At 58.5% G+C, this 25,929-nt stretch carries 29 protein-coding genes and 1 tRNA gene; 16 read left to right on the top strand and 14 right to left on the bottom strand.

Going from position 1 to position 25,929, the window contains the following annotated elements; translation table 11 throughout:
* Positions 1-51: 51 nt before the first annotated feature.
* Positions 52-1,026, bottom strand: a complete 975-nt coding sequence (gene speB, locus AC2FLZ_RS03030) for an agmatinase (RefSeq protein ID WP_480473205.1) — start codon at positions 1,024-1,026, stop codon at positions 52-54.
* A 30-nt stretch (positions 1,027-1,056) separates the two neighbouring features.
* Entirely contained in the window at positions 1,057-2,220 is a 1,164-nt protein-coding gene (locus AC2FLZ_RS03025) for a M20 aminoacylase family protein (protein ID WP_480473207.1), read from the bottom strand.
* Positions 2,221-2,286: 66 nt separating this feature from the next.
* Between AC2FLZ_RS03025 and mazG the strand changes: the two genes are divergently transcribed.
* Genes mazG through AC2FLZ_RS03010 form a run of 3 tightly spaced genes read left to right on the top strand, consistent with a single transcriptional unit; the run spans position 2,287 to position 4,595 of the window.
* A complete protein-coding gene (gene mazG / locus AC2FLZ_RS03020; protein WP_496714824.1) occupies positions 2,287-3,153 on the top strand; it encodes a nucleoside triphosphate pyrophosphohydrolase in 867 nt (288 codons plus the stop codon).
* A 54-nt stretch (positions 3,154-3,207) separates the two neighbouring features.
* Positions 3,208-4,149, top strand: coding sequence for a nucleoside hydrolase (locus AC2FLZ_RS03015; RefSeq protein ID WP_480517337.1), 942 nt, complete (start codon positions 3,208-3,210; stop codon positions 4,147-4,149).
* On the top strand, positions 4,146-4,595 hold the full coding sequence (locus AC2FLZ_RS03010; protein ID WP_480517339.1) for a GNAT family N-acetyltransferase: 450 nt from the start codon (positions 4,146-4,148) through the stop codon (positions 4,593-4,595). Before AC2FLZ_RS03015 ends, AC2FLZ_RS03010 begins: the two co-directional genes overlap by 4 nt.
* Here the strand turns inward: AC2FLZ_RS03010 and AC2FLZ_RS03005 are convergent.
* The 7 genes from AC2FLZ_RS03005 to AC2FLZ_RS02975 all read right to left on the bottom strand — a co-directional run bounded on the left by AC2FLZ_RS03005 (position 4,592) and on the right by AC2FLZ_RS02975 (position 10,828).
* The gene (locus tag AC2FLZ_RS03005) at positions 4,592-4,756 is read right to left on the bottom strand and encodes a hypothetical protein (protein ID WP_480517341.1); all 165 of its coding nucleotides are present in this window, start codon (positions 4,754-4,756) and stop codon (positions 4,592-4,594) included. The two genes, AC2FLZ_RS03010 and AC2FLZ_RS03005, sit on opposite strands and share 4 nt — an antisense overlap.
* 109 nt (positions 4,757-4,865) lie before the next feature.
* Complete coding sequence (locus AC2FLZ_RS03000; protein WP_496881728.1) at positions 4,866-5,435, bottom strand: GNAT family N-acetyltransferase; 570 nt, start codon at positions 5,433-5,435, stop codon at positions 4,866-4,868.
* Positions 5,436-5,483: 48 nt separating this feature from the next.
* A complete protein-coding gene (gene eno / locus AC2FLZ_RS02995) occupies positions 5,484-6,761 on the bottom strand; it encodes a phosphopyruvate hydratase (protein WP_480517345.1) in 1,278 nt (425 codons plus the stop codon).
* 136 nt (positions 6,762-6,897) lie between these two features.
* Positions 6,898-7,776 (bottom strand): DMT family transporter, encoded by an 879-nt coding sequence (locus AC2FLZ_RS02990; RefSeq protein WP_480473219.1) that lies wholly within the window; start codon positions 7,774-7,776, stop codon positions 6,898-6,900.
* 135 nt (positions 7,777-7,911) lie between these two features.
* Complete coding sequence (locus tag AC2FLZ_RS02985; RefSeq protein WP_480473221.1) at positions 7,912-8,325, bottom strand: Fur family transcriptional regulator; 414 nt, start codon at positions 8,323-8,325, stop codon at positions 7,912-7,914.
* An 83-nt stretch (positions 8,326-8,408) separates the two neighbouring features.
* Positions 8,409-9,113: an endonuclease/exonuclease/phosphatase family protein gene (locus tag AC2FLZ_RS02980; RefSeq protein WP_480517762.1), complete on the bottom strand. Its 705-nt coding sequence runs from the start codon at positions 9,111-9,113 to the stop codon at positions 8,409-8,411.
* A 296-nt stretch (positions 9,114-9,409) separates the two neighbouring features.
* Entirely contained in the window at positions 9,410-10,828 is a 1,419-nt protein-coding gene (locus AC2FLZ_RS02975) for a protein adenylyltransferase SelO (RefSeq protein WP_496881727.1), read from the bottom strand.
* A gap of 85 nt (positions 10,829-10,913) precedes the next feature.
* Here AC2FLZ_RS02975 and AC2FLZ_RS02970 point away from each other — a divergent pair, with 85 nt between their 5' ends.
* Both AC2FLZ_RS02970 and AC2FLZ_RS02965 read left to right on the top strand, forming a co-directional pair.
* On the top strand, positions 10,914-11,333 hold the full coding sequence (locus AC2FLZ_RS02970) for a cupin domain-containing protein (RefSeq protein WP_496881726.1): 420 nt from the start codon (positions 10,914-10,916) through the stop codon (positions 11,331-11,333).
* A 90-nt stretch (positions 11,334-11,423) separates the two neighbouring features.
* On the top strand, positions 11,424-12,200 hold the full coding sequence (locus tag AC2FLZ_RS02965; RefSeq protein WP_480517349.1) for an extensin-like domain-containing protein: 777 nt from the start codon (positions 11,424-11,426) through the stop codon (positions 12,198-12,200).
* Positions 12,201-12,227: 27 nt separating this feature from the next.
* On the opposite strand, the gene AC2FLZ_RS02960 is transcribed toward AC2FLZ_RS02965, so the two are convergent.
* Positions 12,228-13,322: an anhydro-N-acetylmuramic acid kinase gene (locus AC2FLZ_RS02960; RefSeq protein WP_480517764.1), complete on the bottom strand. Its 1,095-nt coding sequence runs from the start codon at positions 13,320-13,322 to the stop codon at positions 12,228-12,230.
* 305 nt (positions 13,323-13,627) lie between these two features.
* On the opposite strand from AC2FLZ_RS02960, the gene tyrS reads away from it, so the two are divergent.
* A complete protein-coding gene (gene tyrS, locus AC2FLZ_RS02955; RefSeq protein WP_496881725.1) occupies positions 13,628-14,920 on the top strand; it encodes a tyrosine--tRNA ligase in 1,293 nt (430 codons plus the stop codon).
* Between the two features lie 78 nt (positions 14,921-14,998).
* Here tyrS and AC2FLZ_RS02950 read toward each other — a convergent pair whose 3' ends face one another.
* The gene (locus tag AC2FLZ_RS02950) at positions 14,999-15,721 is read right to left on the bottom strand and encodes a hypothetical protein (protein WP_496881724.1); all 723 of its coding nucleotides are present in this window, start codon (positions 15,719-15,721) and stop codon (positions 14,999-15,001) included.
* Positions 15,722-15,941: 220 nt separating this feature from the next.
* Between AC2FLZ_RS02950 and AC2FLZ_RS02945 the strand changes: the two genes are divergently transcribed.
* Entirely contained in the window at positions 15,942-16,697 is a 756-nt protein-coding gene (locus AC2FLZ_RS02945; RefSeq protein ID WP_480553728.1) for a 3-hydroxyacyl-CoA dehydrogenase, read from the top strand.
* Positions 16,698-16,706: 9 nt separating this feature from the next.
* Entirely contained in the window at positions 16,707-17,255 is a 549-nt protein-coding gene (locus tag AC2FLZ_RS02940; protein WP_480553729.1) for a sugar O-acetyltransferase, read from the top strand.
* Here the strand turns inward: AC2FLZ_RS02940 and AC2FLZ_RS02935 are convergent.
* From AC2FLZ_RS02935 to AC2FLZ_RS02925, 3 genes are all read right to left on the bottom strand, one after another.
* Positions 17,252-19,060 (bottom strand): ABC-F family ATP-binding cassette domain-containing protein, encoded by a 1,809-nt coding sequence (locus AC2FLZ_RS02935; protein ID WP_496881723.1) that lies wholly within the window; start codon positions 19,058-19,060, stop codon positions 17,252-17,254. The two genes, AC2FLZ_RS02940 and AC2FLZ_RS02935, sit on opposite strands and share 4 nt — an antisense overlap.
* A 68-nt stretch (positions 19,061-19,128) precedes the next feature.
* Entirely contained in the window at positions 19,129-19,869 is a 741-nt protein-coding gene (locus AC2FLZ_RS02930; protein WP_496881722.1) for a GNAT family N-acetyltransferase, read from the bottom strand.
* A 100-nt stretch (positions 19,870-19,969) separates the two neighbouring features.
* Positions 19,970-20,443: an outer membrane protein assembly factor BamE gene (locus AC2FLZ_RS02925; protein WP_480517362.1), complete on the bottom strand. Its 474-nt coding sequence runs from the start codon at positions 20,441-20,443 to the stop codon at positions 19,970-19,972.
* An 85-nt stretch (positions 20,444-20,528) separates the two neighbouring features.
* On the opposite strand from AC2FLZ_RS02925, the gene AC2FLZ_RS02920 reads away from it, so the two are divergent.
* The 8 genes from AC2FLZ_RS02920 (at position 20,529) to AC2FLZ_RS02885 (ending at position 25,886) form a co-directional block, all read left to right on the top strand.
* Positions 20,529-21,065 carry a YceD family protein gene (locus AC2FLZ_RS02920; RefSeq protein WP_480517364.1) on the top strand — a complete coding sequence of 179 codons (537 nt, stop codon included), beginning with the start codon at positions 20,529-20,531 and terminating at the stop codon, positions 21,063-21,065.
* A gap of 205 nt (positions 21,066-21,270) precedes the next feature.
* On the top strand, positions 21,271-21,477 hold the full coding sequence (gene rpmF / locus AC2FLZ_RS02915) for a 50S ribosomal protein L32 (protein ID WP_008756996.1): 207 nt from the start codon (positions 21,271-21,273) through the stop codon (positions 21,475-21,477).
* A gap of 24 nt (positions 21,478-21,501) precedes the next feature.
* Entirely contained in the window at positions 21,502-22,590 is a 1,089-nt protein-coding gene (gene plsX, locus AC2FLZ_RS02910) for a phosphate acyltransferase PlsX (protein ID WP_480473243.1), read from the top strand.
* 22 nt (positions 22,591-22,612) lie between these two features.
* Positions 22,613-23,584 carry a beta-ketoacyl-ACP synthase III gene (locus AC2FLZ_RS02905; protein ID WP_480473245.1) on the top strand — a complete coding sequence of 324 codons (972 nt, stop codon included), beginning with the start codon at positions 22,613-22,615 and terminating at the stop codon, positions 23,582-23,584.
* A 96-nt stretch (positions 23,585-23,680) separates the two neighbouring features.
* Complete coding sequence (gene ihfA, locus AC2FLZ_RS02900; RefSeq protein ID WP_209503673.1) at positions 23,681-23,983, top strand: integration host factor subunit alpha; 303 nt, start codon at positions 23,681-23,683, stop codon at positions 23,981-23,983.
* 18 nt (positions 23,984-24,001) lie between these two features.
* Positions 24,002-24,607, top strand: coding sequence for a MerR family transcriptional regulator (locus AC2FLZ_RS02895; protein WP_496881721.1), 606 nt, complete (start codon positions 24,002-24,004; stop codon positions 24,605-24,607).
* A gap of 61 nt (positions 24,608-24,668) precedes the next feature.
* Positions 24,669-24,745: transfer RNA gene (locus AC2FLZ_RS02890), tRNA-Pro, on the top strand.
* 61 nt (positions 24,746-24,806) lie between these two features.
* Positions 24,807-25,886, top strand: coding sequence for a 2'-deoxycytidine 5'-triphosphate deaminase (locus tag AC2FLZ_RS02885; protein ID WP_480493018.1), 1,080 nt, complete (start codon positions 24,807-24,809; stop codon positions 25,884-25,886).
* Positions 25,887-25,929 lie beyond the last annotated feature (43 nt).

The following is a 25,929-nucleotide window of genomic DNA, read 5'->3' as shown; positions in this document are numbered from 1 at the left end:
GCACATACCTTAAGCATGGCTAACTGTTGGTTAACGTGAACCCATGCGGGTTTACCCTTCTGCTTTTTCCAGCTTGTTCCACCCCAACAGGCAAATGATCTGCGTCGCCACATGAGCCCCAGCAATCGCTGTCGCACCTGAGGTGTCAAAGGGCGGCGATACTTCGACCACGTCCCCGCCCTTGATATTGATCCCGGCAATGTCGCGCAGGATGATTTGCGCCTGAATCGAGCTTAACCCACCCCAGACCGGCGTGCCCGTACCAGGGGCAAAGGCCGGGTCAAGACCGTCAATGTCGAAGCTGAGGTAAACGGGGCTGTCACCAAGAATGTCTTTGATCTTTTGCGCCACGGCAGCAGGTCCCGATTCATAAACCTCACGCGCATCGATGATGTTCACGCCCAGCGTATCCTCATTCGTCGTGCGAATACCCACCTGGACCGAGCGTTTCGGATCGACAATGCCCGACTTTACAGCCTTGTAGAACATTGTCCCGTGATCCACGCGGGACATATCGTCATCGACCCATGTGTCGGTATGCGCATCGAATTGCAGCAGGGACATTGGCCCGAATTTCTCGGCATAAGCCTTGAGGATCGGAAAGCTGATATAGTGGTCGCCACCCAACGCGACCGACGCTACGTCAGCGGTCAGAATGGTCCGGATGTGGTCGGTCAGCGTGTCGGGAAAGGCCGGTATATTGGCATAATCATAAGCCATATCGCCATAGTCCACGATCGCCAGTTCACTCAGCGCATCAAAGGGCCAGCCATAGGGCGCATCAGGCGACTGAAGCGCACTGGCCTCTCGGATCGCCCTAGGGCCAAGGCGCGTGCCGGGCCGGTTCGTAACCGCCTGATCAAACGGCACGCCGGTTACGGCGATGTCCACACCCTTCAGGTTCTTGGTGTAAAGCCGCCGAAGAAAAGACGTCGCGCCGCCGAACGTATTTTCATAAGACAACCCCTTGAGGTCCGGATTGGTGAATGCCTCATCCACTTGGTTTCTTGCGTCTTCCAGTGCCATGTCTTCCGTAGTCCCTTTCCCGAACCTTTATCAGCTCAACGGCTGCGCTTTTTCCACGATTCGCGCGAAAAACGACGCGCCCACCGGTGCGATTTCGTCGTTAAAGTTGTATTTCGGATGATGCAGCCCCGCGCCTTCACCCTGCCCGAGGAACAGATAAGCACCGGGGCGCTTTTGCAGCATGTACGAGAAATCCTCGGCCCCCATCTCGCGCCCGGTATTGCCGGTGACCCGGTCATCTCCGGATATTTCTCGCGCCACCTCGGTCGCAAAACCCGCCTTTTCGGCATCATTGATGGTGGCAGGGTAATCGACATTGTATTCCAAACGCGCCTCGACCCCATAGGATTTGGCCTGCCCCTCGACAATCTCGGCCATGCGTCGCATCACCATCTGCTGCACGTTCGGATCGAATGTTCGAACGGTGCCGTTGATATAGGCCGTATCCGGGATCACGTTGTTGACCGTGCCTGTGTGAATTTGCGTGACCGAAACGACAAGATCATCCAGCGCATAGTGGTTGCGACTGACAATGGTCTGAATGGCCTGCGCAATCCCACAGGCCGCCATAACCGGATCACGGGTTTCATGCGGCATCGCACCGTGGCCGCCGACACCCTGAATATGCACTTCGAACGTATCGACAGCCGCCATGATCGGCCCTGGCGTGGTATAGAATGTCCCTTCGGCAAATCCCGGCGCGTTGTGCAGCGCGTAGACCTGCGAGATGTCGAAACGGTCCATGATGCCTTCTTCGACCATCACGCCAGCACCACCGCCATCTTCCTCGGCGGGTTGAAAGATCAGCGCCACGCGACCGCTGAAATTTCGCGTCTCGGCCAGATAACGGGCCGCGCCCAGTAACATCGTGGTATGCCCGTCATGACCGCAGGCATGCATCTTTCCGGGGTTCTGAGAGGCGTAGTCAACGCCTGTTTCTTCGGTAATTGGCAACGCATCCATATCGGCGCGCAGGCCAATCGTCGGCCCGTCGCCCTGCCCGTTTATGATCGCGACCATCCCGGTCTTTGCGAGCCCCTCATGCAACTCATCGACCCCGAACTCACGCAGACGTTCCGCCACAAAGGCCGCAGTTTCATGGCATTCGAATTCCAACTCTGGGATGGTATGCAGATACTGGCGCCATCTGGTCATGTCGGCAGAGAAATCGGCAATTCGGTTGACGACGGGCATCTGGGGTGGACTCCTGATCGGGACTGCGGAATGGATGCATCTGACACCGGAATGAAAGGGTTCGCAATGGCTGAAAATCCTCTGATCCATGACAGCGATGCAGGTATCGAACGGCTGCTGGAAATCATGCGCCGCCTGCGCGATCCGCAATCCGGCTGCCCGTGGGATATCGAACAGGATTTCGCGACCATCGCCCCCTATACGATCGAAGAGGCCTATGAGGTCGCGGACGCCATCGAACGCGAAGCCTTTGACGAGCTTAAGGGCGAACTGGGGGATTTACTGTTTCAATCCGTGTTTCACGCCCAAATGGCAGAAGAAGCAGGACATTTCACCTTTCAGGACGTAGTGCGCACCATGTCGGACAAGATGGTCAGCCGCCATCCGCATGTGTTTGGCGATGAATCCCGCGACAAGTCGGCTAACCAGCAAATCAAAGATTGGGAGGCCATCAAAGCCGCCGAGCGGGCGGGCAAGGAACAGAAAGGTGCGCTGGACGGTGTGGCCGCAAACCTGCCCGCACTGCTGCGCGCGCATAAGCTCCAAAAACGTGCCGCTCGGGTGGGGTTCGACTGGCCTGACGCAAGCCATGTGCTGGCCAAGATCACCGAAGAAGCCGCCGAACTGGAAGAGGCGCGTGACCAAATGGATGCTGACGCGCTGGAAGACGAATTCGGCGATCTGCTGTTCGTGATGGTCAATCTGGGTCGTCATCTTGGCATCGAACCCGAAGCCGCCCTGCGTCGCACCAATGCCAAGTTCACCCGTCGCTTTGAAAAGGTCGAAGCCCGGCTGGCCGAACGGGGCAAGACCCCCTCGCAAAGCGATCTGGCCGAGATGGATGCGCTGTGGGACGAAGTTAAAACGGAAGAGCATCGCGCGAATGGCAAACTCCCGCCGGTGGATACACTGGCCGCAACCAGAAACGGGTAGACAAGCGATCCGACACTTGCGAGTGTCCCACCTTCACGACCCCCGGAGACGCCTATGCCCCCTCGCAAGATCATCATCGACACCGATCCCGGACAGGACGACGCCGTCGCCATCCTGCTGGCGCTGGCCAGCCCGGACGAGATCGAGGTTCTGGGTATTACGGCCGTCGCGGGTAACGTCCCGCTCGCCCTTACAGCCAAGAACGCCCGAATCGTTTGTGAATTGGCCGGACGTACGGATGTGCCGGTTTATGCGGGCTGCGACAAACCGCTGAACCGTCCGCTTGTCACCGCAGAACATGTGCACGGGAAAACCGGGCTGGATGGCCCGGTCCTGCCGGATCCGCAGATGCCCCTGGCCAAAGGTCACGCTGTGGATTTCATCATCGACACCCTGCGTGCTGAAGAGCCGGGGACCGTGACCCTTTGTCCACTGGGTCCGCTTACAAACGTCGCGACTGCGTTTCGCAAGGCCCCCGATATCATCGACCACGTGCAGGAAATCGTCTTGATGGGTGGGGCGTATTTCGAAGTCGGCAACATCACCCCCACTGCTGAATTCAACATCTATGTCGACCCAGAAGCTGCTGATATCGTTTTTAAATCCGGAATACCGATTGTTGTCATGCCATTGGATATCACGCACAAAGCGCTGGTGACCAAACCGCGAAACGACGCGTTCCGCGCATTGGACAGCAAGGTTGGGCATGCCGTGGCCGAGATGACGGATTTCTTTGAACGCTTCGACAAAGAGAAATACGGCAGCGCGGGCGCTCCCCTGCACGACCCTTGCGTCACCGCCTATCTGATCCGCCCCGAGCTGTTTTCGGGCCGCCGCGTGAATGTCGAGATTGAAACAGGGTCCGACCTGACCTTGGGCATGACCGTTGCGGATTGGTGGGGTGTCACCAACCGCGCACCAAATGCGTTGTTCATGGGGGAAATCGACGCCGACGGCTTTTTCACCTTGCTGACAGAAAGGCTGGCCAGATTATGAGCGCTGCCCTCCGCCTAGCGCGTCCCGACGATCTGGATCGCCTGATGACGCTGGTCACCGCCTTTCATACCGAGGCCGGGCTGACACAGGACGCCGACAAGACACGCAATGCCCTCGCCCCCATGCTGGATGGTATCCCTCATGGCTGTGTCTATCTGATTGGGCCCGGGCGCGCGCCTTTGGGATATATCATCCTGACCTTTGGCTGGTCAGTCGAGTTTGGCGGCATGGACGGTTTCGTGGACGAAATCTATATACGCCCCGCCGTTCGGGGCCGCGGCATTGCCACCGAGGTTCTTTTGGATCTGCCCAAAGCTCTTGCCGGGGCAGGCCTGATGGCTCTTCATCTGGAAGTCGACCGAAACAATGAATCTGCCCATAAGCTCTATCTGCGTACCGGGTTTAGACAACGCGACAGGTATATGCTGATGAGCAAGGTACTTTAGCGCGACTCGCCGCGGAAGATATTTGCCGGATTCATATGCTGAACCGGGTCATTCGACGAAACCTCTTCTCCGGTTATCGGATACGTTCCCGGACCCGCGCAGGCGGACAATACTGTGATGGACGCTGTGACGATTATCAGAAGGAATTTGGATACAGACATCGTAGTCTCCTTTCTGCAATGAAGACAAACTACGGCATTCTGTGCGGGCGTGATAAGTAACAAGTTCACACATAAGAATAGATAAGCCACATTTTTTTTATCAAACACCTCAACCGCAAACGAACATGTCCCTGAAAAATTTAACTTTTCTCTGGCCTGAGGGTGCCATTCTCAAATAGCGGCATCTCAAAAAAAGCAGGTGGTCGCGTGCGATTTCAGGAGTTTCGTAATAGGCGTCGCGCAAGTGAAAGCCCAAAGACAGGTATAACCGAGTCGCCGCTTCCAGGGGTTTGCCGGTGTCCATTCGAATATAGTCGAACCCAATATCTCGGCACATTTCGATCAGCGAAAGCATGATGGCACGGCCTGCTCCGGTCCCCCTTGCTGCGTCAGTTACAAATACACGTTTGATTTCAGCTACACCGGGTTCGTACGTGTGAAACATACCGCAGCCGACCGGTTCCCCATGCAGCAATGCCAGTTTGATCCCACCGGTCGGCGGTGTGTGTTCCGTGTCGATGTTGTCCATCACGCGGGCGTATTTTTCGCTTGGGTAGAAAGCCTGCACAATCTGGGCGGTTCTTTCATCCAGTGCCAGCAGGAAATCCCTGTAATCCCAACACAAACGCCGAACCGCTTCAATCTGGTCCGGCGTTTCCGGTTCGATGATGTTCAGCACAACGCGACCCCCGGATTAAAACCAGGGGCCAGCCTAGCGCCAAGCGCGTTATTTGCGAAGGATCGACGCGCCTGCGTATTCCGCAACCTCGCCCAGCGATTCCTCAATGCGGATCAACTGGTTGTATTTGGCCAACCGATCCGACCGCGCCAGCGAGCCGGTTTTGATCTGACCGCAATTAGTCGCCACCGCCAGATCGGCAATAGTGGCATCCTCGGTCTCGCCCGAACGGTGCGACATCACGTTGGTATAACGCGCACGGTGCGCCATATCGACGGCGCGCAGGGTTTCGGTCAGCGATCCGATCTGGTTCACCTTAACCAGCATCGAGTTCGCGCAGCCGCGCTTGATCCCTTCGGCCAAGCGCGCCGGATTGGTCACAAACAGGTCGTCGCCCACGAGCTGCACCTTGTCGCCGATGGCGTCGGTCAGGGCTTCCCAGCCGTCCCAGTCATCCTCGGACATGCCGTCTTCGATCGAGATGATTGGATAGTCATTGACCAGAGCCGCCAGATAGGCTGCGTTTTCTTCGGGTGTCAGGGTGATCCCCTCGCCCGCCAGAACGTATTTACCATCCTTGTAATACTCGGTCGCCGCGCAATCCAAGGCCAGGTGGATTTCTTCGCCGGGTTTGTAGCCCGCCTTTTCGATGGATTTCAGGATGAAATCCAGCGCCTCGCGGGTGCTGGCGATGTTGGGGGCAAAACCGCCCTCATCGCCCACGCCCGTGGCCAGCCCCGCGGAAGACAGTTCTTTCTTCAGCGTATGGAACACTTCGGACCCCATTCGCACGGCCTCGCGGATATTCGCGGCCGAGGTTGGCATGATCATGAATTCCTGAATGTCGATCGGGTTGTCGGCGTGTTCGCCGCCATTGATGATGTTCATCATCGGTACCGGCAGCACGCGAGCTGAGGTACCACCGACGTAACGATAAAGGGGCTGCGTCGTGAAATCGGCTGCCGCCTTTGCGGTGGCCAGCGACACACCCAGAATGGCGTTGGCGCCCAGACGGCCTTTGTTATTGGTTCCGTCCAGTTCGATCATCGCCTGGTCGATGGCCACTTGTTCTGTCGCGTCAAAGCCCACCAGTTCCTCGGCGATTTCACCATTCACGGCGGCCACGGCTTCCAGAACCCCTTTGCCCATATAGCGGGATTTGTCGCCGTCGCGTTTTTCTACGGCTTCATGTGCGCCGGTGGACGCACCGGACGGTACGGCGGCGCGGCCCATGGTGCCGTCTTCCAGAATCACGTCGACCTCGACCGTCGGGTTGCCCCGGCTGTCCAGAATTTCGCGCGCGTGGATGTCAATAATGGTGCTCATGAGGTCTGTCCCTATGGCTGCAGTCTGTTGCACGCGTCATAGCAGCAACCGGCCAAAAGTAAACCGGTTCCGTTATCGCTAACACGCATATTTACCGACCTTTAGGGCTAACAGTTTGCTGTTTGCGCCAACAGGATCAGGCCGGAACCAGATTGCGCGCCAGACGTCGCTCGCGGATAAAGGTATACAGGCCAGATCCGATGATGAGGCTCGCCCCAGCCATTGTCAGCGCGTCAGGGCGTTCACCGAACATCAACATTCCGGCAAGGATCGAAAACACCAGACGCGTGTAACGGAATGGCATCATGGCCGAAGCCTCGCCAACCCGCATGGCCGTTACGATGCCGTAATACCCCAAAACGCCGAAACCGATCGCGCCCAGATATGGCCCTGCCTGGCCGCTTTGCACCGGCACAAAGGGTGTTCCGGAAATGACCATCAACAGCAGCCCGGCCAGCGCCACTGCGATATACGCCTGCATCGCCACAACGGATGAGGCCACCCGAGCATCCAGCTTGCGCGTTATCAGATCACGCGCCGCAATCGCAAACACGGTCAGGACGACAAACAGCGAGTCTGGCTGAAACCCTTCCAATCCGGGGCGAATGATCATCAGAACACCGATAAAGCCGACACCAATGGCGCTCCAGCGGCGCCAGCCGACCTGCTCTCCCAGAAACAGGGCCGCGCCCATGGTCACGGCAAGCGGCATGGCCTGAAACACGGCGGCGACAGTGGACAGATCAATCAGCGACAACGCGGTGACAAAGGTTACGGCACCGAATCCTTCTGTCCCTGCACGTACCATCGGCAGCAGTTTCCACGCCACGGGATCGAAGATGCGTTTGCGGGTGACCACCGACATCACCGCAAAGACAAGCCCGCAGAACACACCCAGACACACCATGATCTGACCTGTCGGCACAGCGCCCGACAGGAACTTGATGAACATATCCTCAAGAGAAAAGGCCGCCATCGAGCCGATCAGCAAAAGGATGCCGTTTACGTTATTCATGCGCGCGTCCGTAGGAAAAGGGTACTTGGGGTGCAGTATGCGGGCACATGAACCGCAACCAGCGGCATCTGGCAAGCCAATTCCCGACACATTCAATGAATTAACGTGTTGGGGCCGTTCGTGATTTGTGATGGATCACTTCTGCTTGAGCGGCACGCCATACAGTTCCAGCCGATGCCCTTTCAGCTTGTACCCAAGCTTGGCGGCGATCTTTTCCTGCAGGGCTTCGATCTCGGGGTCGACAAATTCGATAACCTCCCCCGACTGCATGTCGATCAGGTGATCGTGGTGATCACGCTCGGCATCCTCGTAACGGGCCCGCCCATCGCCGAACTCCAGACGTTCCAGAATTCCGGCCTCTTCGAACAGTTTGACCGTACGATACACCGTCGCAATCGAGATGCCTGTGTCGATGGCAGAAGCACGCGCGTACAGTTCTTCGACATCCGGATGGTCGTCGCTTTGTTCCAATACCTGCGCGATGATCCTTCTTTGACCGGTCATGCGCAGACCCTTGGCCTCACAACGTCCAATAATCGTTTCCGACATGATGCCCCTCAGAATTGCTCGGGTGTCTGTCTTAGTATGTCTGTGCGATTTGCGCCACAGGGATTTCTTCTTTTCCAGTGAACTTAAGCCACGCGCGCCAAATCAGCCCAAACCGGCAGATGATCCGATGCGATATGTGCCGGGCGCGCGTCATGGACACCATGCGCAGTGGCCCTGACGCCCGCGCCCAGCGCGATCCGATCCAGCGCGCCCAGCGGCTGCGCGGCGGGAAAACTCGGCTTGGGGGGCAGAAAACGCATTTCCGGTGCCAGATGATCCAGAACAGGCTGTCGGGACCATTCGTTGAAATCCCCCGCCCAGACAGTCGGCATCTGCTCCAGCTCTTTATCAAACCGCCTGATATGCGAGATCTGCTGACGTCGCGATGCAGGCAACAGCCCCAGATGCATTCCCATCACCCTCAACGGCCCGATATGGGTATCAAATTCGACACGGACCGCGCCGCGCGGTTCAAGCCCGGGCAGTTCGTGATGCCCGGTTCGCCGGACCGAAAGGCCCTCGCCACGCCAGATCACTGCATTGCCATGCCAGCCCAGACTGCCGGCACCACCCAGATCGACGATCTGCCACCCCGCTTCATCCAGCATGAAATGCGGCAGGGCCGCCGGCCGCGGCGGCAGACGTTTGTCGGCCTCCTGCAACACAACGATATTGGCCTGCATATGTTCGATGACCTGCAAAATGCGCTGCGGCTGGCGCCGGAGATCCAGCCCGAGGCATTTCTGAATGTTATAGCTTGCGATGCGAAGGGTGGAAGATGACTGCATATAGACCTGACCAGTGGGCTTGACCCAAAGTGCCACGCCTGTCGCCGGACGCAACCCTTCAGTTTCACTTCTCAACAACGGCGACCGGGGAAGTCGCCTCGGCACAATATATCGCCTAAAAACCCGGCACGTGGCGTGGCTGGAAACAGATGGGTTTCCCCTCATATCATCCAGGTGCGGCAGGACGGAGATACAGCAGTTTCAGCGCATCCGACACCGATCTTGAACGGGCAAATTCATTCACCCCTCCCAGCGAAACCGTACCGCACCGAGAGACTACCAGAGATGTTTGACCGTCACGTACCGCAGAACGTGGCGTGCACGACCTCGTTATCAGCCGGGGGCCGTTTGAGATCCTCCGCATCTGCCTGATCGTCGTAAGGCCGCGCGAGGACAGCGTTCAGCCGATGGAACGGCTGGTAATCCCCCGCCACCGCTGATTGGATCATCTGCTCGACACGGTGATTGCGCGGAATATAGGCAGGGTTCGCTGCGGTCATCACTTCATGCGGCGAGGCCTCACGCGCCAAACGTGCACGCCAGCCTTCTGCCCAACTGTCAAAGGCCTGTGGATCGACAAACTGATCGCGCGCGGTTTCTCCACCCAGCGCACGGAAGGTGTTGGTGAAATCAGCCTGCCCCTCGGCCATACGTTTCAGAAGATCGGTGATCAGCGCCTGATCGCCTTCTTCAGCGGTCGTCAGTCCGATCTTTGCCCGGAACCGGGTCAACCAGTTCTGTTGCAGCAGGTCCGGCATGGCATGCACGATCTCGGTCGCCTGCTCAACAGCGGCGTCCTTGTCGTCCATCTGCTGAATCAGAGAGGTTGCCAGCTGCGCCAGATTCCAGACGGCAATATCTGGCTGGTTGGCATAGGCATAACGGCCCATCCGATCTATCGAACTGTAGACCGTATTGGGGTGATAAACATCCATGAAGGCACAGGGGCCATAATCGATGGTCTCACCTGTAATCGAGCAATTGTCGGTGTTCATGACCCCATGGATGAAACCCACGCTCATCCACTGAGCGATCAGGTGGGCCTGCGCATCCCGAACGGCCCGCAACAGGTCCATTGGCCCTTCGGCCCCGGGATAGTGGCGCGCGATTGCGTAGTCTGTCAGGCGCCGCAGATTGTCCAACTGCCCCCGCGCTGCAAAGACCTGAAAGGTGCCTACCCGTAGATGGCTGGTTGCAACCCGGGTTAGCACCGCACCGGGCATCGGACCCTCCCGGAACACGGTTTCACCCGTCTCTACCGCCGCCAGCGCGCGTGTTGTGGGAATGCCCAGCGCGTGCATCGCCTCGGATACCACGTATTCGCGCAGAACCGGACCCAGCCAAGCCCTGCCGTCGCCTCGACGCGAAAACGGCGTCGGGCCCGAGCCTTTCAGCTGAACATCCCGCCGCACGCCATCCGTTCCGACAGTTTCGCCCAACAGCACCGCGCGTCCGTCCCCAAGCTGCGGATTGTACTGGCCAAACTGATGCCCGGAATAAAGCTGCGCGATGGGGTCCGCACCATCGGGGATGCGATTACCTGCAAAGGCTTCCGCCATCTCTTGCACGTCGCCCGGATGGACCTGCAACAGCCGTGCCAGATCATCATTGAACGCGATCAACTTGGGCGCGCGTACAGGCACCGGATTCTGTCGTGCAAAAAACGCGTCCGGCAGGCGGGCATATGAGTTATCGAATGGAATGGTCAGTGTCATGCGGCATACATATTCCCCGTGCGCACGAATACCATAGCGGATCACACCTTGCCGTGCATAATTGCGCCAAACACACGGGGGCCACATGACAGCACAAGAGATCATCGACCGCCTGAACCTGCAACCTCACCCCGAGGGCGGCTGGTACGCGGAAACCTGGCGTGCCGAGAACAAGGGCCGCCCGACCGGCACCTGCATCTACTTCCTGCTGCAAGCGGGGGAAAGCAGCCACTGGCACCGGGTAGACGCGACCGAGATCTGGCTCTACCACGCGGGCGCGCCACTGATCCTGTCCTTGAGTGCAACAGACAAGGGTCCGGCGGTTGACCATGCGCTGTCGCCCGATTTGTCTCGGGGCGCACCGCAACTGATTGTTCCCAACGGCCATTGGCAGGCCGCGCGCAGCACCGGTGATTACACGCTGGTCAGCTGTACAGTTTCTCCCGGATTTCAATTCGATGGGTTCCAACTGGCAGAACCTGGGTTTGATATCCCTCGGGGATAAGCTGATCTGGGGATGCTCTGAAAAAGTGAGTTTACAGAAAGTTACCCATTTATCATTCTGTCAACGCAACCGCAGGTATCGGAGCATCGGGTGATTGTGAAACGCATCTTTCTGGTCCTTCTGCTTCTGTTCGCAAGTACCTGTCTTGCAAACGCTGAGCCCGCCTGTGCAGAATCCCGCCTTTCATCCGAACTGGCACTGCCCGATCTGCAGGAGGAAGTCACGACCGAACATATCGAACCTACCGGGACTGTCGAACCTGCGGTGCTGACCTCGAAACGCCCAGCGCTGCGCCCTTGCAAGTTTCGCCAGTTTGAAGTGGGTCGTCAGCGTATGCGTGACCGCGGGGCGGTCTGTGGTGACTGGACCATCTTGGGCGAAACCCGCACGTCTTTGGCTGGAAAAGCGCTGGGTTGCGGCATCGCCAACCCGGTCCGGATTTACAGAATTTCGGACATTGCGCTCAGCCAGTTCTCGCTGATGGACTGTCAGACAGCCGTCACGCTGAAAACATGGATCGAAAACGTCGCCAAACCCGCCTTTGCCGATCTCGGGGGTGGGCTAAAGGGTATGCGGGTTGTTGGCCACTATGCCTGCAAGACGCAGAACAACCAGCCCTATGCGCGCATTTCCGAACATGCGCGGGGTCGGGCCATCGATATCTCGACCTTCGTGTTGCAGGACGGAACGCAGATCACCGTTCAGGACGGGTGGAGCGACACCGATCAAAGCGTCGTGTTGCAAGAGTTGCACAGCGGAGCCTGTGGCCTGTTCGGAACTGTTCTTGGTCCTGACGCTGATCGCTATCACAAAGGGCATTTTCACTTCGACACAGCCCGTCGTAGTGGCAAGCCTGTGTGTCGATAACGCGATAGCCGATACCTGTATGCAGCCTCAACCCACCGGTTGAACGTTCACTGAACTGACCATACCGCCACCCACCAGCGCTTTCACCCCGGTTGTTCCGGGGCACGAGGTTGGCAATCCCCGCGCCACGCGCACAGCCAGATAGGCAAAGGCCTGCGCCTCGAGCATGTCGCCGTCCAGCCCCACCGCCTCGACCGGTTCGACCGGGCAGTCGAGAGATACGCGCAGCATCTCCATCAACACCGGATTGCGCCGTCCACCGCCTGTAACCAGCACGCAAGACGGCGGCTGCGGACAATGTTCCATCCCCTGCACCACACCCGCTGCGCACATCCCGGTCAGGGTTGCCACCGCGTCAGCGTCACCCAGTTCTTTCACTAGGTCGATCATCTCAGAGAAATCGTTCCGGTCTAGCGACTTGGGCGGCATACGTGCGAAGAAAGGCTCAGCCAGAAACAGCTCCAGCGCGCCCATTTCGACGGTGCCATTGCGCGCAACCGCACCATCCCGGTCCATCGGCTGCCCCAACCGGGCTTGCATGAGGTCATCGACCGGCGCGTTCGCCGGCCCCGTATCAAAGGCAAGCAGCGCCCCCGGTGCCTCGGGACCATCAAAGCTTGGGTCCACATAGGTCAGGTTGCCAACACCACCCAGGTTCAAAAAGCACAAGGGGCGGTCCGCGCCAAACCACTTGGCGCAGGCAAAGTGAAAAAACGGCGCCAACGGAGCGCCCTCGCCCCCCATAGCCACGTCATCGCTTCGGAAGTCCCAGACCACCGGGCGCCCCAGCGCCTGCGCCAACCCAAGACCATCGCCCACCTGCAATGTCCCGCGCCCGCGCGGTTCATGCGCCAAAGTCTGGCCGTGAAAGCCAATCAGGTCTACATCTTCGAACTCGGACAGCGCTTCGGCATGGGCAAAGGTCACCATCTCAGCCGCCGCGTCGACCTGTGGACCGTGCCATTGCCCCAAAGCCGCCCGCAGAATTTCGCGTTCGGCATCGGTATAGGCGCGATAGCCGCTTTTCCCGAATCCAGCGATGGAATGCCCGTCGGTTTCCACCACCGCAGCGTCCACCCCGTCCAGCGACGTACCGGACATTGCGCCCAATGCCCGAACCATTCCGTGTTTCTTGATGGTTTGGCCCACGCCTGCCTCCTGATCTGGCAATGTTTCCGCCGTGCCCGGGGTTCTGGACTTCACCTCTGGGTTGCAGCTTGGTCAAGGTGCTTTTGTTATGCCGCCTTGGCAAGCCTTCTGATTGGGGGCGTCGGTTTTTTTCCGACGTCGCGTTTCATGATCAACACCCCGGCCATCAAGTTGCGCGCGCATATCACGGCACGCGGTTTTAGAGTGAAAAGGTGGCTTTTCCTCATCCGCAGCGCCGCCTATACAGTGCCCCGCAACACAAACCCCGAGGGCACGATATGACCTACCACCCCAAATCGGATTTCATCGCCACGATGATCGAGCGCGGCTTCCTCGCCGACTGCACCGATTATCAGGGCCTTGACGACGCGCTGATCAGTGGGTGCAAGCCAGCTTATATCGGCTTTGATGCAACGGCCAAGTCGTTGCATGTGGGCAGTCTGATTCAGATCATGATGCTGCGCTGGTTCCAGAAGACCGGCCACCAGCCGATCACCCTTATGGGCGGCGGCACCACCAAGGTGGGCGATCCCTCGTTCCGCGCAGATGAACGCCCCCTGCTGGGTCCCGAACAGATCGACGAAAACATCGCGGGCATCAAGAAAGTGTTCGCGGCCTATATCGATTACGACACTGATGCCGAAAACAAGGCGCTGATGTTGAACAATGCCGAATGGCTGGATGATCTGAACTACCTCGATTTCCTGCGCGACATCGGGCGGCATTTCTCGGTCAATCGGATGCTCAGCTTTGAATCGGTGAAATCCCGGCTGGATCGCGAGCAATCGCTGTCGTTTCTCGAGTTCAACTACATGATCCTGCAAGCCTATGACTTTCTGGAGCTGAACCGCCGCTATGGCTGTGTTCTGCAAATGGGCGGTAGCGACCAGTGGGGCAACATCGTCAACGGTATCGACCTGACTCGCCGGGTGCTGGATCACGAAATCTACGGCCTGACCTCACCCCTGCTGACCACCAGCGACGGCAAGAAGATGGGCAAATCGCAGGATGGCGCGGTCTGGCTGAACGCCGAGATGCGCTCGCCCTATGAATTCTGGCAGTTCTGGCGCAACTCCACCGATGCGGATGTCGGACGGTTCCTGAAGCTCTATACCGAATTGCCGGTGGATGAATGTGACCGTCTTGGCGCGCTTGCCGGGTCCGAGATCAATGAGGCCAAAAAGATACTTGCTGACGAAGTTACAACACTCCTTCATGGTGCTGACGCATCCAAAGCTGCCCGATCAACATCGGAAGGTATTTTTGGCTCCATGTCTGTTCGTGAAGGAGGTCAGGATACCCTCTACGCAACCGGAAATATCAGCGCGCTCCCAACCTTGACTCTAACTAAGGAAGAATTGGGCGACGGCATGTCCATCGTGCAGATCATTGTCAAATCAGGCCTCGCCAAGTCCGGCAAAGAGGCCAAGCGCCTGATTGCCGAAAACGGGGCCAAACTGGACGACGCTCCGCTGACGGATGCGGGTTTGATGATCGACGCGGGCGCATTGACGTCTCCGATCAAGCTGAGTGCAGGCAAGAAACGCCACGCATTGGTGCAACTGGGCTGACGCCCCTTTCACCTTGGACAGCAAAACAGAAAACGGCCACCCGATTGGGTGGCCGTATCTATATTGGGGTGGACGAGACTACTGACGTCCCTTTCCGCCACCGCGACCGGGTCTGTCGCTTTCACCTTCATCGTCATTGGCGTTGTTTCCGCGACCCGGACTGCTGCCCTCGCCGCCGTTGCCGCTGCCATTGTTACCCTTATCGCCACCTTTGCCGCCGTTATTGCCTTTGCCACCGCCGGGCTCTCCACCGCCACCGCCGGGTTCTCCACCGCCACCGCCAGGTTCTCCATCGCCACCGCCGGGCTCTCCACCGCCAGCACCGGGTTCTCCGCCACCGCCGCCGGGTTCTACACCGCCATCGCCGGGTTCCCCACCGCCACCGCCGGGTTCTTCGCCGCCGTTGTCAGGTTCTCCACCACCACCGGGGCCGTCAGGACCAGCTGCATTCGCAAACCCTGCCCCGCCGGGTTCTGAACCGCGGCTTTCACCCCGATTCTCGGCCAGACCGGACAGGCTTGCCGTTGGCAAGTCTGCCAGCAAAGCGGCCAGACCCGGGCATTGCGCCCCGGTAATGCTCAGCGTTGTCTCAAAATCCGGTCTCTTCTGAAGTCTGTCCAGAAAGCTTGGGGTCACCTGAACACAATCGCAAAGCCCGGCATAGTCGCCTGCATTGGCAAGACTTCGAGCCGTTTTCCAGTTACAGGTTTCCGGCGCTGCAACAGCACTGCCGGCAACCATAATCCCAAAGACAGGCGCGGCCAGAACAGCGCCCAGTGTTAGTTTCTTACTATTTACCATATCGGAACCTCCTGACGAAAAAACACGCAATGGCTGTGATTACTTCGTTCACGAACTGGCGCGTTTTCGTGAAGCGCGGATTAAGATGCCTTAAAGATGTGTATTGGCCCAGCAGCGGTTATTCCGCGCCGCCCCTTTGGGCGTTCGGGCTCAAAGATATGGACACAGCCCCTGCAAAGCAGTTATTGAACAGTTGTTCATATCTTAGGGAGGAGTTCCGATGCACCTGTCCACCACAGCCGCTCTTGTCACCGGCGGCGCATCCGGTCTGGGCGAAGCCACCGCCCGTCACTTTGCCGCGCAGGGCGCACAAGTTACTATTCTAGACCGTGACGCGGACCGTGGCGCTCAAGTCGCCTCCGAAATCGGCGGGTATTTTGCGCTGACGGATGTAACAGACGAATCCTCGGTCGCAGCTGCCGTGCGCCACGGTATTGACAGGATGGGCAAGATTACCGCGACTGTGAACTGCGCCGGTATCGCTTATGGAATCAAAACGGTCGGCAAGGATGGCCCACACCCGCTGGACGCGTTCCAGCGCACGATCGACATCAATCTTGTCGGCACATTTAACGTCTCAAGGCTGGCTGCGGCCGAGATGGCAAAGAACGAACCCGAACCAGACGGGGCGCGCGGTGTGATCATCAACACTGCATCTATTGCTGCATTCGACGGCCAAAAGGGACAGGCGGCATATGCAGCATCTAAAGGCGGCGTGGTTGGCATGACCCTGCCGATGGCCCGCGACCTGGCCTCAACCGGGATTCGCGTCATGACCATTGCGCCGGGAATCTTTATGACCCCGATGCTGGCGGGCCTTCCTGAAGACGTGCAACAACAACTTGCCGCAGATGTCCCGAACCCGGCCCGCCTGGGTGACCCCAAGGAATACGGGCGACTGGCCGGTTTCATCGTTGAAATGGGCTACCTGAACGGCGAGGTCATCCGCATCGACGGCGCTCTGCGGATGCGGTAAGACAGCTCCATGTCGGAGCGCCAGAAAATGCAGTCCGGGCAGTGGTATTGCTGTCTCGATCCTGAGTTGGACGATCTGCGCGCGCAAGCACGACGGGCTGTTCACGCTCACAACACCTGTCCGCCCGATACACGCGGCGCGATGGCCCCGGAACTGCACGCGCTGCTGGGCCATGTCGGCGAGGACTGTTTTCTCGAAGCCCCTTTTCATTGCGCCTATGGAATGAACATCCATCTGGGCAGTCGGGTTTTCTTCAATGCCGGATGCGTTGTTCTGGACACGGCCCCCGTTCGGGTTGGCGACGACACGATGTTCGGCCCCAATGTTCAGATTTACTGCGCGCATCATGCCAAGGACCCTGCTGATCGGGCACAAGGGCTGGAAGTCGGCCTGCCCGTCAACATCGGCAGGCAGGTTTGGATTGGCGGCGGAGCGATCCTGTTGCCCGGCATAACCATAGGCGACTACGCCACAATCGGCGCAGGCAGCGTCGTCACCAAAGATGTCCCCGCCAGAGAAACCGTGGCAGGTAATCCAGCAAGACGTCTGGCCCTCTAAACGCTTTCAGCTTTCTCTTCGAGCGTCAGCCATTCCTCTTCAGCGGCCGAGAGTTTCTCCTGCCGCTCAACCAACGCCTCGGTCGCTTTTTGGAACTTCACCGGCTCACGCGTGAACAGCTCGGGATCGGACATCAACTCTTCCAGCTTGGCAATCTCGGCCTCTAGGCGCGCGATCTCGGCAGGCAGTTTCTCCAGCCGGTGCTTCTCCGAGAAGGACAAGCCGGATTTCGGCTTTTCTTCCTGCTTGACCTTTGGCTTTGAAAGCTTTGCTTTTTCTACACTTTTTTCGATCACATCACCGCGCTGTGCGATGTAATCCGACCAACCGCCAGCATAGACTGTCGCCTGTCCGTTACCCTCCATCGCGATGGTGGTTGTCGCCACGCGGTCCAGAAAATCCCGGTCATGGCTAACCAGCAGAACGGTGCCGTCGTAATCGTCCAAAAGCTCTTGCAGCAGGTCCAGCGTCTCGACATCCAGATCGTTGGTCGGTTCGTCCAGCACCAATAGGTTCGAGGGTTTCGCCATCAGCTTGGCCAGAAGCAATCGGGCTTTTTCCCCACCGGACAGGGACTTGACGGCTGCTCGGGCCTGCCGTTCGTCAAATAGAAATTCCTTGAGATACCCTACAACATGTTTGGGCTGCCCGCCCACCATCACCTGATCGGCCTTGCCCGACACCCGCATAGCCGGATCGCCGGTCAGACTGTCCCACAGGCTCATCTCAGGGTCTAGTTGGGCGCGGTTCTGATCGAATACCGCGATTTCAAGGTTCGTCCCCTGAGATACCGAGCCCGCGTCCGGCTCCACCTGCCCCAGCAGCATCTTCAGCAACGTTGTTTTTCCAACACCGTTCGGCCCGACAAAGGCCACCCGGTCACCGCGCTGTACCAGCAGATCAAAGTTCCGAACGATCTGCTTGTCGCCAAATCCTTTGGCCAGCGCCTTGGCCTCAATGACCTTGCGGCCCGATTTTGGCCCTGCCTCCAGCGCCATTGCAGCCGAACCCTGACGTTTGATCTGCCCCGCCTTTTCAGTTCTCAACGCCTGCAAGGCCCGCACCCGGCCTTGGTTGCGTTTGCGTCGGGCGCTAATGCCCTCAACCGCCCATTTCGCTTCAGATTTGATCAGGCGATTCAGCTTGTGGCGTTGCTGGTCCTCTTCCTCCCAGACCTTGTCCCGCCAGGCCTCAAAGGCTTCAAAACCCTGCTCCTGTCGCCGAACAGCCCCCCGGTCAATCCAAAGCGTTGCCCGCGTCAGAGCCCTCAAAAAGGCTCGGTCATGCGAGATCAGCACAAAGGCCGCTCGGCTCGCGCCAAGTTCGCGTTCCAGCCACGCGATGGCTTCGATATCCAGATGGTTGGTCGGCTCGTCCAGCAACATCAGATCCGGTGCTTCGGCCATCAGCTTGGCCAGTGCCGCCCGCCGCCGCTCTCCGCCCGAAGCGGTCTCAACCGCGCGTGAAGGATCGAACTTCAACCCTTCACCGGCCCGTTCAACTTTGTAAAGTTCTCCCGGCTCCAACCCGCAGGATGCGTAATCTCCCAACGTGGCAAAGCCTTCCATCGTCGGATCTTGCTCCATATAGCCAACGGATTTCCCGGGCGGCACGACAATCTCGCCCCGATCCGCCTCGACCAGACCGGCCATCACTTTCATCAACGTGGACTTTCCGGACCCGTTTCGCCCCACCAGCGCAACACGATCACCGGGTTGAACCACCAGATCCAGTTCGGAAAACACCGGGTCACCCCCGAAAGCCAGGGAAATGCCGGACATCTGCAACAAAGGAATTCTCGCCATGCCCGCCAGCTAAACCGGCTGACACATTGCGTCAACGCCCCGTCTTCATCTTTTCAAAAATACTCAATCTACCCGGCCACCGCCCGCAACAGACGTTTGCGCGCCGGGGGGATCGCACCGATTTCCACCCCTGTGAAAACGTGCAGCGTGTTCATGTCGCGATCCACCACCGCATGATCGCTGACCCAACCGCCCATCATCAGATAGGTCCGCAACAAAGGCGGCATCCGCAGCATTGCCTTTTTAGAATCCGGTCTGCGCCGCAAACGCGCGGCAAAACGAAACACATCCGGAGCCTTCACGCGCGGCAACCAACGTTTCGGGCCCAGATGGCGATGTTTTAGCATCGCAAACGCATCCAGATACTGCTCTGTTTCGGTACCGGCAAAAGAGGAACATCCAAACAGCATCTCGACGTTGTTCCGATCAACGTAGGCCGTCATTGCACCCCAGGCGACACGCAGGATGTCGGGGTCGCTGTGATCAGGATGGATACAGAATCGTCCCATTTCGACCATCCGACCTTTGAAGCCTTCGAGCGAGGTCAGGTCATAGAACTGCGCCGAATAACTTCGCCCGATCTCGCCGCCACTATCCATGGTCAGCATCCGAAAGCAGCAGACCAGCCGTTCTGCCGAGCGCATATCCTCGACCAGGATATGGCTACAGCGTGCATCAAACTCGTCGCAGTCCGGTTGCTCTGTGCCAAAAGCCAAGGTCCGCAATGCCTGAGCTGGTCTGATATCCTCGGGCGACTGCGCCAGTCTGGCGCGATAGCGCCCCTTGCTTAACAAAACTGCCGTTGCCACGGTCGCGCCCTCCACGGTTGCCGACCCTCAGGCGTCGGTACGACACCATTAGCACAAGACATGTGACTGCCCTGTGACCACCGCAAGGTTTAGGCGCAAATTAGTTGGCGCCCGGAATGTTCGCCGGGTTGAAGTTGCCGATATTGCCTAGCAGCTGACGCAGGAAGCCTTTGTCCTGAACGTTGGAATCGGTAACGCGGCGCTCCAGAGCAATCACATTCCCGTCTTCAAGACCAAAGCGTTCGATGTTTCTGACGACACCGCGCTGATCAAAACTGATGGCAACCAGTTCGCGGGATACCACCTCGGGCCGTTTCGGACCGTAGTGACGCACGCGAGAGCGGACATAGTAATAGCCCGAATCCCGAACCACGCCGGATGCGCCCGGCGCGCCGATAGCCTCTTGCACACTGTCCCGCGTGTCTACGCCTACTTTGATTTCCGCCAGTTCTTCGGCCGGTGGCACATAGCCGTGATTCTTGAAGATAGCCGTACAAGCCCCGGTCGCAGCCAGACAGGCAACAAACACAAGCGATTTCGCAGTTGGTTTCAACCGGTTCACTACCTTCAACATCTGCACCCTCTTGCCTTGGCCTTCTTCGGCTTCTATCCGATTACATAAACCGCTGCCACGGTTCAACACATAGAAAGGCTCACGAATGAGCAACACGACATCATTTCGGGTGTCTGACCTGCCGCAGAACGCCCCGACACCGTTCGATCTGCGCCCCGCAACCACCGCGCTCGAGCAGATCAGGCAAGACCTTGGGCTGCTGGGGCTGCGCAAACTCAGCTTTTCGGGCGAACTGAGGGCGCAGGGCAAACGGGACTGGGTTCTAAACGGGAAACTCGGTGCAACTGTCATCCAACCTTGCGTAGTGACGCTGGAACCGGTGACGACAAGGATCGACATACCAGTGCACCGGACTTTTCTTGCGGATTGGGCAGACCCAGATGATCCAGAGTTCGAAATCCAGGAAGATGACGAATCTGAACCTTTGGGGCCTGAAATTGATCCGGCCCTTGTCATGGTCGAGGCCCTGTCTCTGGCTTTGCCACAATATCCGCGTAAAGACGGCGCGGAACTGGGCCAAGCTGCCTACACAGAACCGGGCAAACAGGCGATGACGGATGACGATGCCAAACCCTTTGCAGGATTGGCAGGACTGCGCGATGTGCTAAAAAAAGACGAGTGACAGGTGCCAGATTTCCTGTCATAGCAGGCGGTCACAAAAATCGCTTGAACATGCCGAGAATCGCAGTATTTTCGCGCGCTCATCGGATTTTGGGTTGGACATTGCGGGGCCCGTCGCCTAAACGCGCGTCAAACCACGATAAACGAACTACGAAACCCGGGTCGGCAGCGAATCTGCGGCCCCCAGTCAGACAAAGGTTGAGACCATGGCCGTCCAACAGAACAAAGTTTCCAAGTCGCGTCGCAACAACCGCCGCGCACACGACGCTCTGGTTGCTGCAAACCCGAACGAATGCCCGAACTGCGGCGAGCTGAAACGCCCGCACCACGTTTGTGCCTCTTGCGGCCACTATGACGATCGCGAAGTCGTCGCACAGGCCGACGAAATCGATCTGGACGAAGACGCAGCCTAAGCCTGATTGAGCGCAGGCCAAGGCATGAACGATCAGCCCACGCACGCCGGACGGATCACCATCTCGGTTGACGCAATGGGAGGGGACGCAGGTCCCGCTGTCGTCGTTGCAGGTCTGGCAAAATCGGCTGGCAAGAACCCGAATATCGGGTTCCTGCTGCACGGGCCCGAACAGGTATTGCGCAAGCTGGTTGCCAAACGACGTGTCCTTGAAGGGCGCGTCGTTTTTCGTGATTGCCCCGACGTTGTCACGATGGAAGACAAGCCCAGCCAGGTCGTGCGCAACGGCAAGCAGACCTCGATGTGGTCCGCGCTGGAAGCGGTTCGTCAGGGTGAAGCCCATGGCGCGGTGTCCTGCGGGAACACCGGTGCCCTTATGGCCCTTTCGATGATGCGTCTGCGCAAATTGCCGGGCGTGAACCGCCCCGCAATCGCGATCCTGTGGCCTTCGCGCAACCCGCAGGGGTTCAATGTAATGCTGGACGTGGGCGCCGATGTGCGCGCAGACGCCAAGGATTTGCTGCAATTCGCCCTGATGGGCGCTTCTTATGCGCGCAACGGCATGGCCCTGAACCGCCCCCGGATCGGGTTGCTGAACGTTGGCACCGAAGAGCATAAGGGCCGGGCCGAACTGAAAGAAGCGCATGCCATGATTTCGGAATACGCCGAACAGGCGAATTTCGAGTTTGTTGGCTTTGTCGAAGGCAGCGACATTCCCGGCGACAAGGCAGATGTCATTGTTACAGATGGGTTTACGGGCAATGTTGCGATCAAAACGGGCGAAGGCACAGCCAGGCTGATCGGAGATCTTCTGCGTGAGGCGTTCAAATACTCTCCGTTGTCGCGATTGGCTTCGGTCCTGGCCATTACGTCACTACAGCGCCTGAAAAAGCGCATTGATCCGCGGCGTGTGAATGGTGGCGTGTTTCTGGGTCTGAACGGGACTGTTATTAAATCCCATGGCGGGGCAGATGCGACCGGAGTGTCGGCAGCGATCAAACTGGCCTTTACTCTGGCACGGTCCGGCTTTGCCGAAAAATTAGCTGCGCGGGTTGCATCCACGGCCCAGCTTGCACAAGATGCCGCGCAAGCTGCGCCGCAGACCGATAAATAACAAAAAAGGCAGTACCCCAAAAATGGCAGGCCGTTCAGTTGTAGTAGGTGTCGGGCATTATTTGCCGGAACGTATTGTTCCAAATTCCGAGTTTGAGAAAACGCTGGACACAACGGATGAGTGGATCAGAACCCGGTCGGGGATCGAACGCCGCCATTTTGCTGCCGATGACGAAACGACGTCGGACCTGGCCACCAAAGCTGCCGAGGCTGCCCTGGCCGATGCGGGCCTGACATCGGATGATATTGACGCGATCGTCGTGGCGACCTCGACCGCGGACCTGACCTTTCCTTCTGCCGCGACCATGGTTCAGGCCCGGCTGGGTATGACCAAGGGGTTTGCTTTCGACGTACAGGCCGTCTGCGCGGGATTCGTTTTCGCTCTCAGCAACGCAAATGCGTTGATCTTGTCCGGTCAGGCCAAACGCGTGCTGGTCATTGGTGCCGAAACCTTTTCCCGGATTATGGACTGGACCGACCGCTCGACCTGTGTTCTGTTCGGGGATGGTGCCGGCGCTTTGGTACTCGAAGCGCAGGATGGCGAAGGCACCGCTGCGGATCGCGGCATACTCGCAACCGATCTGAACTCGGACGGGCGCTACAAGGACCTGCTTTATGTCGATGGGGGTGTTTCGACCCAATCCACCGGGCATCTGCGCATGCAGGGCAATCAGGTTTTCCGACATGCCGTTGAAAAGCTTACCAAAACGGCTGAAACAGCCCTGAGCCGCGCGGGGCTGAGCAGTGCTGACGTCGACTGGATTGTTCCTCATCAGGCCAATATTCGCATCATTCAGGGCACGGCCAAAAAGATGGGCCTGCCGATGGAAAACGTGGTTGTGACCGTTCAGGATCACGGCAACACCTCGGCTGCATCCATCCCATTGGCACTGTCGGTTGGTAAACAACGCGGGCAGATCAAACCCGGCGACTTGATCGTGACCGAAGCAATTGGCGGCGGTCTGGCCTGGGGCGCGGTGGTTCTGCGCTGGTAACCGGCGCAATCCAGCTTACACAGCTGCTTGCAATTCATTGATATTGACAGCGAATTTGCCATACCCATATGCTTTGACAGCAACAGGGGAAATGACATGGGCGACAATACACTGACTCGAATGGATCTGAGCGAGGCCGTCTTTCGCGAAGTTGGGCTTTCGCGCAACGAAAGTGCGCAGCTGGTCGAAAGCGTTCTGAACCACATGTCCGACGCTCTGGTGCGTGGTGAGCAGGTGAAAATCTCGTCCTTCGGTACGTTCAGTGTTCGCGACAAGACCGCGCGAGTCGGACGCAACCCTAAAACCGGCGAAGAGGTTCCGATACAGCCCCGCCGCGTACTGACCTTTCGCCCGTCGCATCTTATGAAAGATCGCGTCGCCGTCGGGAATCGCAAGTAACCCCAGGGTCACGCGGATATGAGCAAATCCCGCGACGCGTTTCGCACGATCAGTGAAGTAGCGGATTGGCTTGGTGTTCAGGCCCATGTTTTGCGTTTCTGGGAAAGCCGCTTCACTCAGGTCAAACCGGTCAAACGCGCGGGCGGGCGTCGGTATTACCGCCCCAATGACATGCGTCTTCTGGGCGGCATCAAGAAACTGCTTCACGAGGACGGGATCACAATCAAAGGTGTGCAGCGCATCCTGCGCGAGCAAGGCGTTGCACATGTCGCAGCACTGTCTCCGCCTCTAGACGAACCGGGCCCTGCCCTGATTGAACCCGTTCAGGGCAAAGTGGTGCCGTTCGAACCGAAACCCCCTGCCGCCACCGAACAAATCCTTATGGATCTAGACGAACCGGCCGAGCAGCCGGTGAACGAAGGCGTGCAGGCCGACGCACTTCCCGCGACTGCGTCAGAACAAGAACCACAGCCAGACCTGAACACTACGCCCCTGATGGGTGGGATCGCGTCGCTGGCGTGGAAGCGCGCCGAGTTTGACGACGAACTACTGCGCCGGATTGCACCAATTGCAAAAGACCTGCGCCGCTGGCTGGATCGTGTTGAAACACAGGCGACGGGTTAGGAAGAAAGGCAGTGTTTTCCTCTTGCCCCTGCCGGGAAAATCTTTATGAACGGCCCAACGTCGGGCTATGGCGCAGCCTGGTAGCGCGTCCGTCTGGGGGACGGAAGGTCGCAGGTTCGAGTCCTGCTAGCCCGACCAAATCACACCGACGTTTATGGCACAAAGGCCAGATCCCGCTCTGGCACATGAGGGGATCGAGATGACAGGTGTTTGCGCGAACCAGCAAATCGAAGCAATGATCGCGCGCGGAGAGATTGCCGCCAACCCCGATGTCCTGCCAGCGCAAATTCAACCAGCTAGCCTTGATTTGCGTTTGGGAACAGTGGCCTACCGGGTGCGCGCCTCGTTCCTCGCGGGCGAAGGACGGACCGTTACGGATCGGTTGGCCGAGTTCGAAATGCACCGCATCGACATCTCGGACGGCGCTGTTCTGGAAAAGGGCTGCGTCTATCTGGTACCCCTGATGGAATCACTTGCCCTGCCCCGCGACATAACCGCCGTCGCCAATGCCAAAAGCTCGACCGGGCGGCTTGACCTTCTGACCCGTACCATTACCGATGGTGGCACAGAATTCGATCGCGTTCCTGCGGGCTATAAGGGCCCGCTGTATGCCGAGATCTGTCCACGTTCGTTTTCGGTTCTGGTCCGCCCCGGTATGCGTCTGAACCAGATCCGTTTCCGTCAAGGTCAGGCCGTCTTGTCTGACGCCGAACTGACCGCCCTACACGCCGAATCGCCGTTGGTAGACGGCCCTGCTGTGATTCAGGACGGTCTTGGCTTTTCGGTAGATCTGCAACTGCCCGATACCGATCTGGTCGGCTATCGCGCCAAGCCCCATACCGGGGTAATCGATCTGGACCGAATTGGCGAATACGACCCCCAGGAATATTGGGAGGAAGTGCGCACCAAGGACGGTCGCATCATACTTGACCCCGGAGCATTCTATATCCTTGTCAGCCGCGAGGCGGTCCACATCCCGCCGATGTATGCCGCCGAAATGGCACCTTATCTGGCCATGGTTGGTGAATTCCGGGTGCATTATGCCGGATTCTTCGATCCCGGCTTTGGCCATGCAGCCGCCGGGGGGGCCGGGTCGCGAGGCGTGCTTGAGGTGCGATGCCACGAAGCGCCTTTCGTGCTGGAGCACGGACAAGTGGTCGGGCGCCTTGTCTATGAGAAAATGGCTGAAATGCCCACGCAGCTATATGGTGCCGGGATTGCATCGAACTATCAGGGCCAAGGCCTGAAGCTGTCCAAGCACTTCAAAGCGGCCGGCTAATCCTCAGAATTTCTTGCAACGGTGCACGTGCCGGATAACCCAC

The organism is Ruegeria sp. YKSF131, from assembly GCF_059612645.1.
Note: the sequence above shows the minus strand (reverse complement) of the source record. Positions and strands in the feature narration are given on the sequence as shown.